The following is a 17,336-nucleotide window of genomic DNA, read 5'->3' as shown; positions in this document are numbered from 1 at the left end:
AGAATTCAGACCGGATGCCTGCTCTCCATGATCAATCGCAGCTTTGCGGCGATTTCACCTGCAACGAAGAAGGCATGCTCGGTCACCTGCGGCAACCCCATCAGTTCGCCGAAGGTGCCGCGCGCCAGCGGACCGGAGATCAATAACGAAGGATCCGCCTTTCCCGACGGACCGATCGCCTCCGAGCGCTCGGTGCAGGCAAGGCCGAGGCCTGTCGGATCAAGCGACAGGTGGCCGCTTGCAGCAAGCGCCGCGAGCCAGGGCTGAGTTTCGAGAATACCGCCATGCGCCGGCCCTGTGGTGACGACGACGGCGTCGCAGCGCCGCTCCAACGGCTGGCGCCGGTGGCGCGGCTGCAAGGTGCAAAGAATAAGATCGCCTTCGATGCGGACATCGGCGACCGAGCCGGCAAGGATTTCGAGACGGCCGGCGCCAATCGCCGCGTCGAGCACGGCTTCCACCTGCGGCGCGATGCGGAAACGATGCACATCCCAATAGGGACGCAGATGGCGGACGAGACGGCGCCGTTCGGCAACCGGCAGCGCCTGCCAGAGATCGCGTCCCTGCGCCCGCACCTGATCGATCACCCCATGCCAGCTTATGTCCTGCGCTTCCGCGACGCTGATGGCGGCGCGGATTGCTGCCAGCAGCGAAACGGCGGAATGGGCCGCATCGGCGAGGAAATCGCCGAACAGCGGCTGCGGCACCGGCGCATGCCCGCGCGAGCGCAGACCACGGCGCGAGATTGCCGTCACCGGACCGCGATGCCCGCGTTCAGCGAGCGAGGCAATGACATCGGCGGCGGTCAAGCCATTGCCTATGACGAGCACCCGGTCCTGGGGACGGATCACCTCAAGCGCAGCTGGTTTCGTGGTGTCCGCGACGAAACGGGGATGGGCGGCAAGCCGGGCCGCAAGCCGGCCGGGGGCCGCCGGCGGCGGATGGCTGGTGGCGATCGCAACGATATCGGCCAGCAACACGCCGCCTTTATCGTCGCGGATCGACCAGCGGCCGGCCCGGCGCTCGACATCGGTCACGGCGGCGCGGCAATGACGCACGCTGCCGTCTTCCAGCAGCGGCTTCAGAAGCGAGGCGACATAATCGCCGAACAGCCGGCGCCGGGGAAAGAGCAGCCCATCGGGCCGTCTTGCCTGCGGGTCGCAAGCGACGGCATCGCGGGCCTCGATCCAGGCCTGGAACTCGCCCTGGTCGTCGGGCTGCAGGCTCATCTTGGCGGCGGGAACATTGATGCGATGGGCCGGGTCGCCCGTGTCATAGGCAAGACCACGGCCGAGCTCCGCCCGCGGCTCGAAGACGACGATGACGGGACGCTCGCCACAGTCTGCACGGGCGAGATGATAGGCGACGCCCGCGCCGGAGAGGCCACCGCCGATGATGGCGACGACGGGCTGGTCGGACATCGACAGAGACTTGGGCTGCATGATGGCCGATACCGTTGCTTCGATGCCCCGAGCATAGAAGCCGGACATGGCTCGCGCAATCCTCCGGCCACAATTGTCTATAATAGTTATGAAGATCAGTCTTGTTTCGATATTACGGTCGAGAATTCGGGAGTGCCGCGGATGGTGTTGCTGACCGTGCAGATCTCGTCTTCGGCGGCATCGACGATCTTGCGGCGGGTCTCTTCGTCGATATCGCCCTTGATCGAGAAGACGATGTTGAATTTCGCAACACGTGAGAGCCCTTCCGCCGCCTTCTCGCCGGTGACATCGGCAGTGATCTCGCTGATCCGGTCGAGAACCCCCATCTGACTGGCTGCAATGCGGGCGCTGAGCACGAGACAGGCCGAGAGCGAGGCATAGAGCAGATCGAGCGGGCTGAAGCCCGGCTGCGACGGCGCAGTGACGATATCGATCTCACCCTTGGTCGTGGACGTGACATGCGGAAAGCCGGTGCGGCCGAGGGTGGCGGTAGCGCCGGTCGGACGGGGGCGTGCCTTAAGATCGGCCATGAAAAATCCTCTGAATAGCCTGGCAGAGATAGCGAGTTGCGCCTCGGCCCGCAACGGCGGTGTAATGACTGGTAACGGAACCTTTCCATCCGTCATCAGTTGACTACACCTGAACGAAATCAGTGACAAAGGTGCAGAGCGATGCCGCATGTCCGCAGCATGGATCGTCGGGGCCGGCGGATGGACGCCCGCGACCGGCTGATCGTCGCGCTCTATGCCCAGCTCAAGGCCGAGCGGGAGACGCGCGAGACGTTGGAATGGGCGATCCGCAACGGCGCCATCTCGCAGGAGGTGCTGGAGGCGATCGCGGCCGATCCGGTTCCCGTCGTCACCAGCGAGGATATCGCCTCCCTGGAAAAGATCATCGCGCTCGACGAAAGGCGCAAACCAAATCGGAACTAGGGCTTGATACCGAAAACTATGCGCGGTTTTCGGCTCCGCCGCCGAACTGAAAAGAGGAGATCCGAAATGGCCGATATCACCTATCAGGTCGTACCGCATGACAATGGTTGGGCTTACAAGCTCGGCGACACGCTGTCGGAGACCTATGCGACGGCTGAGGAAGCGATTGTCCACGCCAAGGATGCTGCGTCACGTCAGAAAATCGGCGACGGCGACGCGTTGCTCGCCTATCCTGCACCTGACGGCGGCTGGGCGTTCCAGGAGCTCGAAACCGACAAGAGCAGCAGTCGGCTCTGATTTGCAACGGAGGATGGCATGGCCGCGCGGGCAAGCTGGAAAGGTCATCTGAAGGTAGGCGACCTTGCTTGCGCCGTCGGGCTCTATACCGCCATTTCTTCCTCCGACCGCGTTTCCTTCAACATCATCAACCGCAGGACCGGCCACCGGGTGGAACGGCAATTCGTCGACAGCGAGACCGGCAAGCCGGTCGGGCGGGACGATCAGGTGAAGGGCTACCGGATGGAGAATGGCGATTACATCGTCATCGAAGGCGACGAGATCGCCGAGATCACGCCGGAAAGCGACAAGGTGCTCAACGTCAAGGCTTTCATTGCCTATGACGATATCGACAAGCTCTATTTCGACCGGCCCTATTACCTCGCGCCCGTCGACGAACATGATGAAGAAGCGCTGTCGTTGATCGTCCGCGGCATGCGCGACAGCAAGGTCGCGGCGCTCGCCGAAGCCGTGCTTTTCCAGCGCAACCGAACGCTGCTGATCCGGCCTCATGACGGCCACATGGTCGCGACCATGCTGAATTTCGACTATGAGGTGCGCTCAGCCGAGGCGGTCTTCAGAGACATTCCCGACATCAAGTTCGACAAGGAGATGCTCGAGCTCGCCGGGCACATCATCGAGACCAAGCACGGGAGCTTCGATCCGAGCGCCTACGAGGACCGTTACGAAGCGGCCCTCGTCGAACTAGTGAAGGCAAAGATCGAGGGCCGGGCGCCGCCGAAGAAGAAACCGGCGCCCGAAAGCAAGGTCATCGACCTGATGGAGGCGCTGCGCCAGAGCGCCAAGATGAGCGGCAAGGCGGCGAAGAAGACGCCGGCGCGCAGCGACAGCCAAAGCAAAAAGGCAGGCTGAGATGACCCTCGAAACCTATCAGGCGAAGCGCAATTTCAAACTCGCTCCCAAATCGAAAGACGGCAAGGCGGTTTCCGCCAAAAGACCGGCGGCAAAGGCCAGATCCCCGGCACCACGAGAACGCGACTGGCCGAAGGGTGCGCGCAAGGGCGCAATGCCCGATTTTATCGAACCGGCGCTTGCCAAGCTGAAGCCGAAGCCGCCGGCTGGTGACCGCTGGATCCACGAAATCAAGTTCGACGGCTACCGGCTGCAGGTCAGGGTCGAGAACGGCAAGGTCAGAATGTTGACCCGCAGCGGTCTCGACTGGACGGAGAAATTCGGCAGCGAGGTGGTCGAGGCCTTTGCCGCCCTGCCGGTGCAATCGGCGGTGGTCGACGGCGAAATCGTCGTCGAGCGCGATACCGGCGCCTCGGATTTCTCAGCGCTCCAACGCGATCTGAGCGAGGGCCGCGACGATCGCTTCGTCTTCTATGCCTTCGATCTTCTCCACCTCGACGGCCACAGCCTGGTCAATGTGGCGCTGATCGATCGCAAGCAGCTGCTCGAAAGCCTGCTGCCCGACGATAACGACAAGCTGCGCTACAGCGCGCATTTCAACGAAAGCGGCAGCCTAGTGCTCGACCATGCCTGCCGGCTCAGCCTCGAAGGGGTGATTTCCAAACTGCGCGACAGCAAATACACGTCGGGACGCAAAGGCGATTGGATCAAATCGAAATGCTCGCACCGGCAGGAATTCGTCATCGGCGGCTACGTGCCGTCGACATCGATGAAGAATGCGATCGGCTCACTGGCGATGGGCTATTACCAAGGCGGCGAACTCAAGCATGTCGGGCGCGTCGGCACCGGATATACGGCAGCAACCGCTCAACTGCTTTACGAGAAATTGTCGCGTCTGACGCAGAACGAAAACTCGTTCGACGACAAGCTGACGTCAGAGGAGCGGCGCGGGCTGATCTATGTCAAGCCGCAGCTGGTCGGCGAAGTCGAGTTCCGCGCCTGGTCGGCTGACGCCAATCTGCGCCATGCAGCCTTCCGCGGCCTGCGCGAAGACAAGCCTGCGAAAGACGTGACGCGCGAGACGGAAAAGATCATGGCCCCTCCCCTGCCGAAATCAGCGGTGGCGCTGACCCACCCGGACCGCATCTACTGGCCGGACGAGGGCGTTACCAAGGAGGGGCTGGCCAATTATTACGCCGAGGTCTGGCGCTTCATGGCGCCTTATGTCGTCAATCGGCCGCTGGCGCTCCTGCGCCTGCCGGACGGGATCAACGGCCGGCAGCGGTTTTTCCAGAAACATGCCTGGAAGGGCATGAATCCGCATATCGAGGAGATCACCGATCCCAAGGACAAGCAGGGGGAAAAGCTGCTCAGAATTAGCGATTTCGACGGTATCGTGGCGCTGGTGCAATCGGCCGTGCTTGAAATCCATCCCTGGGGCGCAACGACCGACAATTGGGAAAAGCCCGATATGATCACCATGGACCTCGATCCCGGCGACGAGGTGGAGTGGGAGGATGTGATCGCCGCCGCTTACGAATTGAAGGAACGGCTGGAGGCCGAAGGCCTCGCCGCCTTCGTCAAGACCTCGGGCGGCAAGGGGCTGCATGTGGTGACGCCGCTCACGCCGAAGGCCGGCTGGGTCGAGGTGAAGGGTTTCGCCAAATGGCTTGCCGACAGCATGTCCGCCGACGATCCCGACCGCTATCTGGCGACGGCGACGAAGGCCAAGCGCACGGGGAGGATCTTCATCGACTATCTCCGCAACGGCCGCGGCAATACGGCGGTCGCGCCCTATTCGGCACGGGCACGGCCAGGCGCCGCGGTCTCGATGCCGCTGGAATGGAGCGAGCTCACCGCCGACGTCGGACCGACCTATTTCACAGTGGACAATACACCGACCCGGCTCGACGCGCTGCCGCGAGATCCTTGGGACGGATTTTTCGCTGCAGCGAAACCGTTGGAAAAGAAGAAGCGGTAGAGCGTAAAATCATCCCGCTCTGACCTTTTGGATTTACGCAATTCCCGGCAAAGCGCTTCGCTTTGCCGGGAAAACCGCTTCGCACTTTCCTGGAATTGCTCTAACGCGACTTCCGCCCTCTTTCCGAAGCCAGGCTCTTCTTCAGCGCATCCATGATGTTGATGACGTTGCCGGTCGATTTTACCGGTGCGGGTTTTTTGGCGGGCGCCGCCTTCTTCAGGCTCTTCTGTTTGCCGCGGATCATCGATTTCAGGCGCTTCTGGATCGGATCCTGCACCATGGTCGGGCTCCAATCCTTCGTCTCTTCCTTCACCAGCCGCTTCATCAGCGTCAGGAGCTTGCTGTCGATCTCCGCCTTGTCGTCGATTTCGGCCGAGGGTTCGCGCACCTCGTCGCCATAGCGCAGGGTCCAGAGCACGATGCCTTTGCCTTGCGGCTCCAGGAGCACGGCGCGCTCGCGGCGATAGAGAACCAGGCGGGCAATGCCGACCACGTCGTTTGCCTTCATCGCTTCGCGGATGACGCAGAAGGCTTCCACGCCGACCTTGTCCTCCGGCGCCAGGAAATGCGGCTTGTCGTACCAGATCCAATCGATCGAGCCGCGTGGGACGAAGCTGTCGATATCGATGGTGCGGGTGCTTTCGAGCCCGACTTCCTCGATCTCCTCGTCTTCGAGAAGAACATAATCGTCCTCGCCGCGCGGATAACCCTTCACCTGGTCCCGGTCAGTCACCGGTTTATGGGTAACGCTGTCGACATAGCGGCTTTCGACGCGGTTTTTCGTCTGGCGATTGAGGACGTGGAAACGCACCTTGTTGCTTTCGGTCGTCGCCGGCGTCAGCGAGACGGAGGCGGTGACGAGCGAGAGCTTGAGATAGCCTTTCCAGAATGTCTGGCGTGCCATGGCGGTCCTTCCCTCCCGGACACGGTGGGATATGGCAATCAACGGCAAAACCGGCCTCTGGTTCCGGGCCTGGCATACCGGCAGTACTTGGTTCAGATCGAGAGATACCGCTTCTGCCACGGCAGCATCTTTTCCTGCCATGCGCGCGGCGTGAACTCGTCATAAGCGGTCTCGGCGATCGCCAGCATCCAATTGCGGCCCTTGCGGGCCAACAGCACACAGGACAGTTCCATCCCTGGCTCGACGGCAATGGAAGGGCGGTTGGCGTCAGGAATATCCAATCCCTTGTCGCGCCACTGGATGACGATCTCATCGGGCTCGGATGTCCATTCACCCGAGGCGACGGAGGCCTTGCCGTCGGGATTGAAGCGGAGCGGCGGCGCCACAAGGTTCAAGAAGCTGCCGTCATTGTGGTAATTGCCGTCGATCTCGCCGGCGGTGGCCTTGCCCTTTCCCGACAGAACCATGTCCTGGCCGCATCGCATGAATATGTTGCGCCGGAAGCTCCCCGACCATGGCCGATTGGCGAAGAAGGCGATGTCGCATCCGTTGATGACGTTGTCGTGGATGTCGATATCTTTGCGAAAGGCCCGCTCCTGGTCGGAAAAGCCGCTCAGGCTGATGCCGCGATTGTTGTTCTCGATCCAATTGTCATAGACGTGATGGCCGGTACGGTCTGCCTTGTCGCCGATGCCGTAGCCGAAGGAATAGTCGTTCATCCTGCCGTCGCGCATGATGTTGCTGCGCACCACGGCATCGTCGCCGACCGATGAAAAGGAGAAATTCTTGCCGCCGATGAAATTGTACTCGACGAGATAGTTGCGGGTTTTATCGCAGACCAGGGCGCCTTTGTTCGAGGTGCTCGTCGGCGATTGCAGGAAGAGGTTGCCGCGGATCACGACGTCCGAACTGATATTGTCGTCGCTGTTCTGATAGGCGAACTGGCAGCAGTCCGCGCCCTCGCCGGGAGCCGCCCCCATACGGTTGTTTTCCAGAAGGACGTTCTTCGTTTTCGTTAGGTAGATGCCGTCGCCCTTGACATTCTCCGTTTCGCAGCGCCTGACGACGAGGTTGTTGCCGTTGTGAAACTTGAAGCCACGAGGCGAGTTCTTGACGATGACGTCTTCGACCACCGTATCGGAAAACACCTGATAGGCGACGCCGATATCCTCTGCCCCGTCGATGACCTCAGCCCGGGTGGACGCGCCGTGAACTTTTTTTCGCAGGATTGCGGGCATCGGATCTCCATCGACGCGGTTACCGCAGCGCCGCGCATCTTCTCAGATGCGCCAAGGGTGCGGCTGGGCTTTGAGCTGCTGCAGCATTATCCTTAAATCAATTCCGATCATAAGACATATGCAGTCGCGTCGACTTAATGCAGGGCATGTGGCAGGAGTTTGACGGCCTGCCTCGACTTTGCACGCCGCCATGCGACCTGTAGAGGCCCGCGCCTGGCGATCGGTCACCGCGTTTCGAGTATCCGCATCAACCGGCCGCGATAGCTGTCCAGGATAACGGCAAGCACGATGACGGCGCCGATGACGATCGGCTTAATGTTGTCGTCGGCCCCCAGCAGCTGCAATCCCGTCGACAGCACCTGCAGAATGCAGGCGCCGACGAGCGTTCCGACGATCGAGCCCTTGCCGCCCGAGAGGCTGGTTCCGCCGATGATGACCGCGGCGATCGCATTCAATTCATAGCCGATGCCCGCAACCGGACTGCCGACATTGAGGCGGAGCAGATAGACCATGGCCGCGATGCCGGCGGTCAGGCCGGAGATGGTGAACACCGCGATCTTGTAGCGTTTCGGCTCATGTCCCGACAGCCGCACAGCCTCTTCATTGGTGCCGATCGCGAAGACAAAACGCCCGAACACGGTATAACGCAGCACGAACCAGCCGACGAGGACGACGACGATCGCAATCAGAAAGATCGATGGGAAGATGCCCCAGAAGATCAGATTTCCGAAATCGACAAAGGGCTGCGGCAGGCCGGTGATGGTGGAGTTGTCACTGACGACGCGGGCGAGACCGCTGGCGACATTCAGCATGCCGAGCGTGACGATGAAGGACGGCAGCTTCCACTTTTCGCAGACCCAGCCGTTGATGGCGCCAAGGATCGCGCCGGTGCCCATCGAGGCGAGCGACGCCAGCACGATCGCAGCCCAAGGGGAGAGCCTCGGGTCGATCATGATCGTCGCGCCGATAACCGTGCAAAGGGCGAGCAGCGAGCCGACCGAAAGGTCGATGCCGCCGACCAGGATGACGAAGGTCATGCCCGAGGCGAGTACCGTGTTGATGGCGATCTGCACGAAGATCTTCAGAAAATTCTCCGGCGTGGCGAAATAGGGCGCCGTCGCCGAGAAGAATATGACGATCAGGACGAGGGCGATGGCAACACCTGCCTCCTTCATCGAGATCCGGATGAGCTTGTCCCAGAAGCCTGTCTCTTTCGCTTCGATCTTGGTTTCAATGTTGCCGGACACGACTGTACTCCTTGTAAGCGAGTGAGAGGATCCTGCTCTCTTCGAATTGATCCCGCGCTATTTCGCCGGCGATCTTGCCGTCCGACAGGACGATGATGCGATGGCAGATGCCGATGAGCTCCGGCAGATCCGAGGATACGACCAGAACGCCCTTTCCTTCGGCGGCAAATTTCCACAGAAGCTCGTAGATTTCCGCCTTGGCGCCGACGTCGATGCCGCGGGTCGGCTCATCGAATATCAGCACCTTGGGACCGCGGAACAGCCATTTGGCGATCACGACCTTTTGCTGGTTGCCGCCCGAAAACGTCCTGACCATCTGGTGGATCGACGGGGTTTTGATGCGCAGCTCGCGCACGAGACGCTGGGCGTGGTCGTTCTCCGCCTTTCGGCTGATCAGTCCCTTGCGGGAGATCTTGCGGAAATCCGTCACCGTGGCGTTTTCCGCGCAGCTCATGTCGAGCATCAGGCCCTGCAGCTTGCGGTCTTCCGTCGCCAGGCACAGGCCGGCGGCAACCGCGTCTTTGGGCGAATTGATCGCAACCGGCTTTCCGTCGACGCGGATTTCGCCGCCGGCTTTGGCGTCGGCGCCGAATATGGCGCGCACCGCTTCCGTCCGGCCGCTGCCGACAAGGCCGGCAATGCCGACGATTTCGCCCTTGGCGACGGAAAAGGACAGTTCCGGGCTGCTGCGCGTCACCTTCAGGCCGGAGACGCCGAGCGCCTCGCCGAACACGGCGCTGTCACTGCGAAAGACGCCGTGATCCGAGAGCGTTCGCCCGACCATCAGCTCGACGATGTCAGGGATGGCCAATCCGGCCAGCGGACGCGTGATGACATGCTGGCCGTCGCGCAGCACCGTGACATCATCCCCGACTTCGAAAATCTCCTCGAGCCGGTGCGATATGTAAAGCGTCGTCACCCCACGCGCCTTCAGCCGCTTCAGAATTTCGAACAGCCGGTCGACTTCCTTGGACGTCAAGGTTGCCGTCGGCTCGTCGAGAACGAGCAGCTTGCTTTCATAGCAGAGCGCCTTGGCGATCTCGAGCAGTTGCAGCTGCGCGACGCTGAGGCGGCTGGCAAGCGTCGTCGGCGCCACATCGAGGCCGACTTCCGCCAGCAGTTCGGCCGCGCGGCTGTTCATTTTCCGGTAGTCCACCAGGCCGTATCGGCGCGGAAGATGCTCGAAAAGCAGGTTTTCGGCGACGGTGAGATTGGAAAGGGGATGGAGTTCCTGGTGGATGACGCGAATGCCCGCCTTGAAGGCTTCCAGCGGCGAGCCCGGATGATAGGGCTTGCCGTCAAAGGAAATCTGCCCGTCATCCGGCTTGAAGACGCCGCCCAGCAGGTTGATCAGGGTGGATTTGCCCGCCCCGTTCTCGCCGAGCAGGACGTGGCCCTTGCCGCGACCGATCCGCATGGAAACATTTTTGAGCGCGACGACGCCCGGGAAGCGCTTGCCGATCCCATCCAGCTTCAAGATGTAGTCATCTGCTGCGTCTGACACGTCCACCTCGTGCACGATCTGTTTGAAATTCGAGATGGCCACCCTCCGCACAAGACGCAAATCGGGTGGCAGCGGCCAGCGCCGGCTTGGCAGCCGGCGCTTCCTTTCGTCTTAAGCTAGTCGGCAATGTCGATTATTTGAGGTCGCCTGACGTCACGAGCTTGATGTCGGTCTTGACCCAGCCAGTGAATTTTTCGCCGGCAAGTTCACGCATGCCATAGTCGATGCCCATGACTGCCATCTGCGCGCCATATTGCTCGACGGTGGCAAGCATCTTGCCGTCCTTGATCAGCGGCTGCACCGGCGGGATGTTGTCGAAGCCGACGACCTTGATCTTGCCGGCCTGGCCGGTTGCATCGAGAGCCTTGACGACGCCAAGCGCCATGGAGTCGTTGGCCGCCATGACACCTTGAATATCCTTATACTTCGTCAGGAAATTCGTCATGACGGTGTTGGCTTCTTCGGTCTCCCAATGGGCGGTCTTGCTGTCGAGAAGCTCGAGCTTGCCCGACTTGACGGAATCCATGAAGCCTTCCTTGCGCTCCTTGGCGTTGTCGGCCTCAGGATTGCCCTCGAGAATGACGACCTTGGCACCCGCCCCCAGATCCTTGGCCAGCGCGTCGCCGGCGAGCTTGGCGCCTTCGCGGTTATCCGGGCCGAAGAATGCCAAGTCGATGCCGGCTGCCTTCTTGGCATCGGCGTCCAGCGGCACGTCGATATTGATGACCTTGACGCCTGATTTGACGGCCTTTGCAAGCGGCGTGGCCATTGCCTTCGAATCGGCCGGAGCGACGACGATGATGTCGTATTTCTGCGTCACGAAGTTCTCGACGGCATCGACCTGGGCGGCAAAATCGCGCTCGTCCTTCATGCCGACTGCCTTGAAGTCGAACTTGTCCTTGTTCTCGGCCGCATATTTATCGGCACCGGCCTTCATCTGCTTGAAGAACTCATTGGACAGAGACTTCATGATCAGGCCGACCTTCGGCTTGCCGGCTGCAAAAGCGGGCGACACGCCACAAGACAATGCGAGCACCAAGGTGCCGGCAAGTCCGAACTTCAGTGCCGCACGGCGCGGCGCACGCATCAGGACGGAATCATGCTTCGTAGATTGGGACATTTCTCTCCTCCGAACGGTTCCGGGCTTATCCTCACCTGAGTGCCTTCGCTGATGAACCGTTTCCAACACCACTTGGGTAACAACGGTCCGCGAGATTGTCAAGACGGCGAAAAATGGGCATATGCCGAAGGAAGAGGCATCCGCCCTGGCTTTTTCGAAGCTCAATGGTGAACCGTTTCCATTGAATGCCGGCATTCCTCGTGTTATGCAGACGCCGTCAAATTGATCGCGGCCTTTGACGAAGGCGATGGAGACCATTAGCTGAAGCCCGGTCGGGTGCCTCCGCGTCCCCGAGACTGAAATGAAGGGACATGTTCTTCGATTATGCCAAAGGTCGGAATTCGAGACGTTGCCAAACTTGCCGGCGTTTCCACCGGGACCGTCTCGCGGGTGCTGAATGACCACCCCGCCGTGACGGATGAGCTGAGGGCGCGCGTCAGGCGCATCATCGACGAGCTCGGCTATATGCCCGACCCGTCGGCCAGAAGCATGCGCAGCAAGGTCAGCCGGCTGATCGGCATCGTCATTCCCGATCTCACCAATCCGTTCTTCTCGGAACTCGTGCAGTCCGCCGAACAGGCGGCGGCAAGCCATGGCTACAACATCATCGTCATGACGTCGTTTGACGATGCGGCCAAGGAGGCAGACCGGATCGGGCAGCTGACAAGCCGGAAAGTCGACGGCATCATCCTCGTTCCCAGCAATGACTTCCATGCGCTCAAGCTGCCGAAGGGCTTGCCGATCGTCGTCGTCGACCGCCTGATGCCGGGATATTCCGGCATCGCCTCAAATCACCGCGCCGGCGTGCGCCTCGGCGTCGAGCATCTTTTGAAGCTCGGCCATCGCCGCATCGGTTTCATCTCAGGTCCCAGACATTCCGTGCCCGCCAATGACCGTCTCAAGGGTTACCTTGATGCCATGGGGCAGCCCGACGACGGCGGACAAGGTCAAGGGTCGCCGCTGATCGCCGAGGCGGCTTTCGATTATGAAAGCGGACGATCGGCGGGAAACTATCTGCTAGCGCGCGCCCGCAGCGAACGGCCGACCGCCATCTTTGCAAGCTCGGACCAGCAGGCGATCGGCTGCATGAGAGCGGCACATGATCTGGGAATACCGATACCCGCAGCCCTTTCGATCGTCGGATTCGACGGCATCCCGCTCTCGAGCATGACCACGCCGCGGCTGACGACCGTCAAGCAGCCGATTCAGAAGATTGCCGCAGCGGCGGTCGCCGTCCTGTTGAACAGGCAACCGACGCCGGACCTCGACCACCCCATCCTGCTCGCCTGCGAGCTAGCGGAGGGGGAAACGACCGCCCCCCCGCAACCCGATTGAGCGTCGGCGGCAGGCCGTTCGTATAACTTTCCGTTACCACTCACTCGGACACGAGCTGCGGATCCGTCGCAACGCGCTGCGATTCCTCCCATCACCACCATGACTACCGCCGGCGCTCCGAGCGTCCGCGTCCGACCTCACGCCGGCATCCTCAGACGAATCCATTTGACGGATATCCTACAAGTGGATATGTCTTTGGCGTCTCCATTGCAGACGGAAATGAGAAACGCATGTCGCTGAAAACTATGAAGCCCCTCACACGTGCGCCTCTTCTCCACGTCTCCGTCCAGGAAAGCCTGCGCGCCTATATCAGTGACAACGGATTGAAGCCCGGCACGCTGCTTCCGGCCGAATCCGACCTGGCGAACCAGCTCGGCGTCAGCCGCAATTCGCTGCGTGAAGGCATCAAGGCGCTGGAATCGCTGGGTGTGCTGGAATCGCGCCGTGGTGTCGGCATCTTCGTCAAGGCGTTCTCATTCGAGCCGCTGCTCGACAATCTCGCTTATGGCCTCGGCGGCGCTTTGCGCCAGATCGAAGAAGTGATCGAGATCCGCCGCACCCTCGAAGTCGGGCTGATCGGCAAGACGCTTGAGATGATCGGCGACGACGATATCGCCGAACTGCGCGCCACGGTGGAGCGCATGCGGGTGCATGCGGAGCGTGGACAATCCTTTGCCGACGAAGACCAGCTTTTTCATACCCTGCTCTTCCGCTGCCAGAACAACGTGACCCTTGCCCGGCTGATCGATGTGTTCTGGCTCGCCTTCTACAAGGCGTCCGATTTCGTCAACCTCGACAATGTCGACCCCGTCGCGACCTGGAGGGATCACGCGGCAATCGTCGACGCCATCGAGGCGAAGAACGTCGCGGAAGCGCAGAAGCGCCTGGACCGCCATTATGACGGCATTTCCCGGGTGATCGCAGCCAACAAGAAAAGTGCAAATCTGGGAGGAGCACAATGAAACGACTGCAAAGACTATCATCGGCCATCGCATTGACTGCTTTGATGGCGACGACCGTTGTCCCGGCCTTCACCGGCCCCGCGCAGGCAGCCACGCTGTCCGGCGGCTTCGATGTCGGGCCCGGCGGTTTCCAGGGCAATTTCAATCCGCTCGCCGCGACGGGCGGCTTCACGTGGCTCAGCGTCTATTTCGAGCCGCTGGTGACCTATGACGAGAAGCTGGAGAAGGTCGTCGGCCAGCTCGCCTCGTCCTACGAGGTCAGCTCCGACCAACTGGCCTACACCTTCACGCTCGCCGACGCGAAATGGCATGACGGCAAGCCTTTCACGGCAAAGGACGCCAAGTTCACCATCGAACTCGCCAAGAACGCCAAGACCGGCTCCGTTCTGGCGGCGCGGCTGAATGCCGTTTCCTCGGTCGAGGCCAAGGACGACAAGACGCTGGTCATCAAACTGTCGGCGCCGTCGGCCAGCCTGATGGATACGCTGACGAAGGTGATGATGCTGCCGGAGCACGCGCTTTCGCAGATCCCCGCAGACCAGCTCGCCAAGAACAGCTGGTGGTCGACCGCGCCGATCGGCACCGGGCCGTTCAAGTTCAGCAAATATGTCACCGATCAATATGTCGAACTTGTTGCCAACACCGACTACCGGGGCGGCAAACCGGCGCTCGAAAAGATCATCAACCGCTATTTCGCCAATCCGGCAGCGGCGATCGCCGCATTACGCGCCGGCGAAATCCAGTTCACCTATGTCGATTCCAACGATCTGAAGGCCTTCAACGACAATAAGGATTTCCGCGTCATCGAGGGCAACTCCTTCGTCGTCAACTATCTCGGCTTCAACCACGACTCACCCATCTGGAAGGATATCCGGGTCCGCCAGGCGGTGATGTACGCGATCAATCGCGATGCGATCATCCAGAGCCTTTACGGCGGCGCTGCCGAACCGGCAAACTGCGCCTATGTCGCCGATAAGGTGGTGCCGAAAGGCATCGAGACCTATGCCTACGATCCGGAAAAGGCGAAGCAGTTGCTGAAGGAGGCCGGCTGGGATGAGATCAACGGCAACAAGCCGATCACGCTTCTGACCTATTACACCACGCCGCTTGCCGCCAATGTCATGGCGGCGGTCCAGGCGATGCTCGCCCAGGTCGGCATCAACGTAACGCCGCGCGCCGTCGACACCCCGACCTATAACAGCATCGTGCTCAACCACACACCCGACGTCGCGCAGTTCCAGATGGTCTATGCCGGCCTGCAGAACGGCCCGGATCCGGGCAGCATCAATGTCGGCCTCAATGAAAAGCAGATCCCACCGGCGGGCCCCAACGTCGCGCGCGTGCGCATGCAGGTGCTGACGGCCGCTCTCGACGCAGCGCTTGGCGAGACGGATGCCGCGAAGCGTGACGCCCGCTATCAGGACGTCTGCAAGGTGATGAACAAGGAACTGCCCTGGGGTCCGCTGTGGGTGGCGAAACGGTATGGCGTCGCCTCCGCCAAGCTCAAGGACTTCATCTGGACGCCCGCCCCCGGCGGCGGCCCTTACCAGGCGCATCCGGAGAAATGGGCGATCGCCGAATAGGGCGTAACGCATCCTGAGAAGCAAAGGGCGGCCGGGTCACTGCAGCGCCGCGCGTCTTTCGAGGCGCTGTGGGCCGCCCGCACAGGAATGGATTTCATGCTGAGATACAGTCTCCGGCGCCTGCTGATCGGAGTGGGCATGCTGCTTGCACTGAGCGTACTGATCTTCGCCATGCTGCGCCTCACGCCCGGCGATCCGATCGACGCCTATATCGATCCCAATATTCCGATGTCCTCGTCGGATCTTGCCGAGCTGCGCGCCACGCTCGGACTCGATCAGCCGCTGCCGGTGCAGTACCTTGGCTGGCTGCGGCAGGCGGTGACGGGCAATCTCGGCTATTCGATCAAGCGGCCCGACCAGCCGGTGCTCGGCCTCGTGCTCTCGCGCGTCGGCCCGACAGTGCTCCTGATGGGATCGGCGATTGCGATCGCGATCGTTGCCGGCATCGCGACCGGCATCGTCGGTGCGGTTCGCCGCAATTCCGTCGCCGACCTATCATTGTCTGTCTTTGCAGTCACCGGTATTTCCAGCCCGCCCTTCCTCAGCGCTCTTGTCGGCCTCTATCTCTTTTCGGTCTATTTCAACTGGATGCCCTCCGGCGGCATGCTGACACCAGGCCAGGAATTCTCCGTCGCCGACCTTCTCCATCACCTGATCCTGCCCGCGACATTGCTGGCCGTCGCGCAGACAGCGCTGATCATGCGCTATATGCGCGCTTCCATGCTGGAGGTCCTGAACCAGGACTATGTGCGCACCGCGCGCGCCAAAGGCGTGTTCGAATTCTGGGTCATCACCAAGCATGCCCTGCGCAATGCGCTGCTGCCCGTCATCACGCTGATCGGCTCGACCATCGGCCTTGCGATCGGCGGGGCGATCTTCATCGAAAGCGTCTTCAACTGGCCCGGCATGGGCCTGCTGATGGTCGATGCGGTGGAAGGCCGCGACTATCCTGTCATCATGGGTTCGACGCTCATGATCGGCGCCTGCGTCATCGCCGTCAACCTCCTGACCGACCTCGCCTATGCGGTGGTCGATCCGCGGATCAAGGTGGGCTGAGCGATGCTGGCGCGAAGCCCTGCCCGCAGCCCGGGCCCGATCGTACGCTCCCTGCATCGCTTCCTGCTCAACCGGACCGCCCTGCTTGGCCTCTGCATGATTGCGCTGATGATCGTCGCGATCCTTTCCTATCCGCTGTGGTGGAGCTTCAAACCCAACGACATCGATCTGCTGGCGATGAATGCCCAGCCGGGGCCGACACACTGGTTCGGCACCGATGGAGTCGGCCGCGACATCCTCGCCCGCGTCCTGGACGGTGGCCGCATTTCGCTGCTGGTGGCCCTCACCTCGACCGTCATTTCCGCCATTATCGGCTTCCTGATCGGCGCCGTCTCGGCGCTTGCCGGCCGCTGGGCGGATGCAGTCACCATGCGTTTCGTCGATCTCGTCATGACGCTGCCGCCGGTCATCTTCCTGCTGGTGCTCGCCTCGATCGCCGGCACCGGCATCTGGCCGACGGTCTTCGTGATCTCGCTGCTCTCCTGGCCTCTGCTGGCGCGAATGGTGCGCTCGCGGCTGCTGGAACTTCGCGAACGTGACTTCGTGATGGCGGCAAGAGGCATGGGGGCGGGCCTGCCGCATCTCCTCCTCCGCCACGGCCTGCCGAATTCGATCGACATCCTCGTCGTCTTCGCGACGCTGCAGATCGCCAATGCCATCCTGCTCGAGGCCGGACTTTCCTTCCTCGGGCTCGGCATTGCGCCGCCGGCGGCAAGCTGGGGCAACATGCTGAATGCGGCCCGCTCTACCGCCGTGCTCGAACAATACCCCTGGCAGTGGCTGTTTCCCGGCGGGTTCCTGGTGCTTGCCGTCCTTGCAATCAACTTCATTGGCGATGGTCTTCGCGATGCCTTCGACCCTCGCGCCGAATTAAACTGACGAT

Annotated in this window: 16 protein-coding genes; 9 read left to right on the top strand and 7 right to left on the bottom strand. The window is 61.5% G+C overall.

Features of this window, described 5'->3' with window-relative positions; all coding sequences use genetic code 11:
* Positions 1 to 5: 5 nt before the first annotated feature.
* Both AMK00_RS03300 and AMK00_RS03295 read right to left on the bottom strand, forming a co-directional pair.
* Positions 6 to 1,490, bottom strand: a complete 1,485-nt coding sequence (locus tag AMK00_RS03300) for an FAD/NAD(P)-binding protein (protein WP_064809585.1) — start codon at positions 1,488 to 1,490, stop codon at positions 6 to 8.
* Positions 1,491 to 1,537: 47 nt separating this feature from the next.
* Positions 1,538 to 1,972 carry an OsmC family protein gene (locus AMK00_RS03295; RefSeq protein ID WP_064800644.1) on the bottom strand — a complete coding sequence of 145 codons (435 nt, stop codon included), beginning with the start codon at positions 1,970 to 1,972 and terminating at the stop codon, positions 1,538 to 1,540.
* Positions 1,973 to 2,113: 141 nt separating this feature from the next.
* Here AMK00_RS03295 and AMK00_RS03290 point away from each other — a divergent pair, with 141 nt between their 5' ends.
* From AMK00_RS03290 to ligD, 4 genes are all read left to right on the top strand, one after another.
* Entirely contained in the window at positions 2,114 to 2,374 is a 261-nt protein-coding gene (locus AMK00_RS03290) for a hypothetical protein (RefSeq protein WP_011423984.1), read from the top strand.
* A 66-nt stretch (positions 2,375 to 2,440) separates the two neighbouring features.
* Complete coding sequence (locus AMK00_RS03285) at positions 2,441 to 2,671, top strand: DUF2188 domain-containing protein (protein WP_064800643.1); 231 nt, start codon at positions 2,441 to 2,443, stop codon at positions 2,669 to 2,671.
* 18 nt (positions 2,672 to 2,689) lie between these two features.
* Positions 2,690 to 3,523 (top strand): non-homologous end joining protein Ku, encoded by an 834-nt coding sequence (gene ku, locus AMK00_RS03280; RefSeq protein ID WP_064809584.1) that lies wholly within the window; start codon positions 2,690 to 2,692, stop codon positions 3,521 to 3,523.
* Position 3,524: 1 nt separating this feature from the next.
* The gene (ligD, locus tag AMK00_RS03275) at positions 3,525 to 5,504 is read left to right on the top strand and encodes a DNA ligase D (RefSeq protein ID WP_064809583.1); all 1,980 of its coding nucleotides are present in this window, start codon (positions 3,525 to 3,527) and stop codon (positions 5,502 to 5,504) included.
* Positions 5,505 to 5,604: 100 nt separating this feature from the next.
* Here the strand turns inward: ligD and ku (AMK00_RS03270) are convergent, their stop codons facing one another.
* The 5 genes from ku (AMK00_RS03270) to AMK00_RS03250 form a co-directional block, all read right to left on the bottom strand.
* Entirely contained in the window at positions 5,605 to 6,408 is an 804-nt protein-coding gene (gene ku, locus AMK00_RS03270; protein ID WP_064809582.1) for a non-homologous end joining protein Ku, read from the bottom strand.
* A 92-nt stretch (positions 6,409 to 6,500) separates the two neighbouring features.
* Positions 6,501 to 7,646: a right-handed parallel beta-helix repeat-containing protein gene (locus AMK00_RS03265; protein ID WP_064800639.1), complete on the bottom strand. Its 1,146-nt coding sequence runs from the start codon at positions 7,644 to 7,646 to the stop codon at positions 6,501 to 6,503.
* 224 nt (positions 7,647 to 7,870) lie between these two features.
* Positions 7,871 to 8,893 (bottom strand): ABC transporter permease, encoded by a 1,023-nt coding sequence (locus tag AMK00_RS03260; protein WP_016734809.1) that lies wholly within the window; start codon positions 8,891 to 8,893, stop codon positions 7,871 to 7,873.
* Complete coding sequence (locus tag AMK00_RS03255) at positions 8,877 to 10,397, bottom strand: sugar ABC transporter ATP-binding protein (RefSeq protein WP_064811631.1); 1,521 nt, start codon at positions 10,395 to 10,397, stop codon at positions 8,877 to 8,879. Before AMK00_RS03255 ends, AMK00_RS03260 begins: the two co-directional genes overlap by 17 nt.
* Before the next feature lie 133 nt (positions 10,398 to 10,530).
* Positions 10,531 to 11,517 (bottom strand): sugar ABC transporter substrate-binding protein, encoded by a 987-nt coding sequence (locus tag AMK00_RS03250; RefSeq protein ID WP_064800637.1) that lies wholly within the window; start codon positions 11,515 to 11,517, stop codon positions 10,531 to 10,533.
* Positions 11,518 to 11,841: 324 nt separating this feature from the next.
* Here AMK00_RS03250 and AMK00_RS03245 point away from each other — a divergent pair, with 324 nt between their 5' ends.
* The 5 genes from AMK00_RS03245 to AMK00_RS03225 all read left to right on the top strand — a co-directional run bounded on the left by AMK00_RS03245 (position 11,842) and on the right by AMK00_RS03225 (position 17,332).
* Entirely contained in the window at positions 11,842 to 12,852 is a 1,011-nt protein-coding gene (locus AMK00_RS03245; RefSeq protein ID WP_064800636.1) for a LacI family DNA-binding transcriptional regulator, read from the top strand.
* A gap of 230 nt (positions 12,853 to 13,082) precedes the next feature.
* Entirely contained in the window at positions 13,083 to 13,814 is a 732-nt protein-coding gene (locus AMK00_RS03240) for a FadR/GntR family transcriptional regulator (RefSeq protein WP_064809581.1), read from the top strand.
* A complete protein-coding gene (locus AMK00_RS03235) occupies positions 13,811 to 15,397 on the top strand; it encodes an ABC transporter substrate-binding protein (RefSeq protein WP_064809580.1) in 1,587 nt (528 codons plus the stop codon). The genes AMK00_RS03240 and AMK00_RS03235 overlap by 4 nt, the downstream gene beginning before the upstream one ends.
* 96 nt (positions 15,398 to 15,493) lie before the next feature.
* Entirely contained in the window at positions 15,494 to 16,453 is a 960-nt protein-coding gene (locus AMK00_RS03230; protein WP_064811630.1) for an ABC transporter permease, read from the top strand.
* A 3-nt stretch (positions 16,454 to 16,456) separates the two neighbouring features.
* Positions 16,457 to 17,332 carry an ABC transporter permease gene (locus AMK00_RS03225; protein ID WP_064809579.1) on the top strand — a complete coding sequence of 292 codons (876 nt, stop codon included), beginning with the start codon at positions 16,457 to 16,459 and terminating at the stop codon, positions 17,330 to 17,332.
* Positions 17,333 to 17,336: the final 4 nt, after the last annotated feature.

Origin of the sequence: Rhizobium sp. N621 (assembly GCF_001664325.1) — a bacterium.
GTDB lineage: Bacteria > Pseudomonadota > Alphaproteobacteria > Rhizobiales > Rhizobiaceae > Rhizobium > Rhizobium esperanzae.
Note: the sequence above shows the minus strand (reverse complement) of the source record. Positions and strands in the feature narration are given on the sequence as shown.

Coding starts and splice junctions, on each gene's coding strand:
- AMK00_RS03225 (WP_064809579.1), top strand. CDS start 16,457: ATGCTGGCGCGAAGCCCTGCCCGCAGCCCGGGCCCGATCGTACGCTCC.
- ku (WP_064809584.1), top strand. CDS start 2,690: ATGGCCGCGCGGGCAAGCTGGAAAGGTCATCTGAAGGTAGGCGACCTT.
- AMK00_RS03290 (WP_011423984.1), top strand. CDS start 2,114: ATGCCGCATGTCCGCAGCATGGATCGTCGGGGCCGGCGGATGGACGCC.
- AMK00_RS03230 (WP_064811630.1), top strand. CDS start 15,494: ATGCTGAGATACAGTCTCCGGCGCCTGCTGATCGGAGTGGGCATGCTG.
- AMK00_RS03235 (WP_064809580.1), top strand. CDS start 13,811: ATGAAACGACTGCAAAGACTATCATCGGCCATCGCATTGACTGCTTTG.
- ligD (WP_064809583.1), top strand. CDS start 3,525: ATGACCCTCGAAACCTATCAGGCGAAGCGCAATTTCAAACTCGCTCCC.
- AMK00_RS03240 (WP_064809581.1), top strand. CDS start 13,083: ATGTCGCTGAAAACTATGAAGCCCCTCACACGTGCGCCTCTTCTCCAC.
- AMK00_RS03295 (WP_064800644.1), bottom strand. CDS start 1,972: ATGGCCGATCTTAAGGCACGCCCCCGTCCGACCGGCGCTACCGCCACC.
- AMK00_RS03265 (WP_064800639.1), bottom strand. CDS start 7,646: ATGCCCGCAATCCTGCGAAAAAAAGTTCACGGCGCGTCCACCCGGGCT.
- AMK00_RS03250 (WP_064800637.1), bottom strand. CDS start 11,517: ATGTCCCAATCTACGAAGCATGATTCCGTCCTGATGCGTGCGCCGCGC.
- AMK00_RS03245 (WP_064800636.1), top strand. CDS start 11,842: ATGCCAAAGGTCGGAATTCGAGACGTTGCCAAACTTGCCGGCGTTTCC.
- ku (WP_064809582.1), bottom strand. CDS start 6,408: ATGGCACGCCAGACATTCTGGAAAGGCTATCTCAAGCTCTCGCTCGTC.
- AMK00_RS03285 (WP_064800643.1), top strand. CDS start 2,441: ATGGCCGATATCACCTATCAGGTCGTACCGCATGACAATGGTTGGGCT.
- AMK00_RS03300 (WP_064809585.1), bottom strand. CDS start 1,490: ATGTCCGGCTTCTATGCTCGGGGCATCGAAGCAACGGTATCGGCCATC.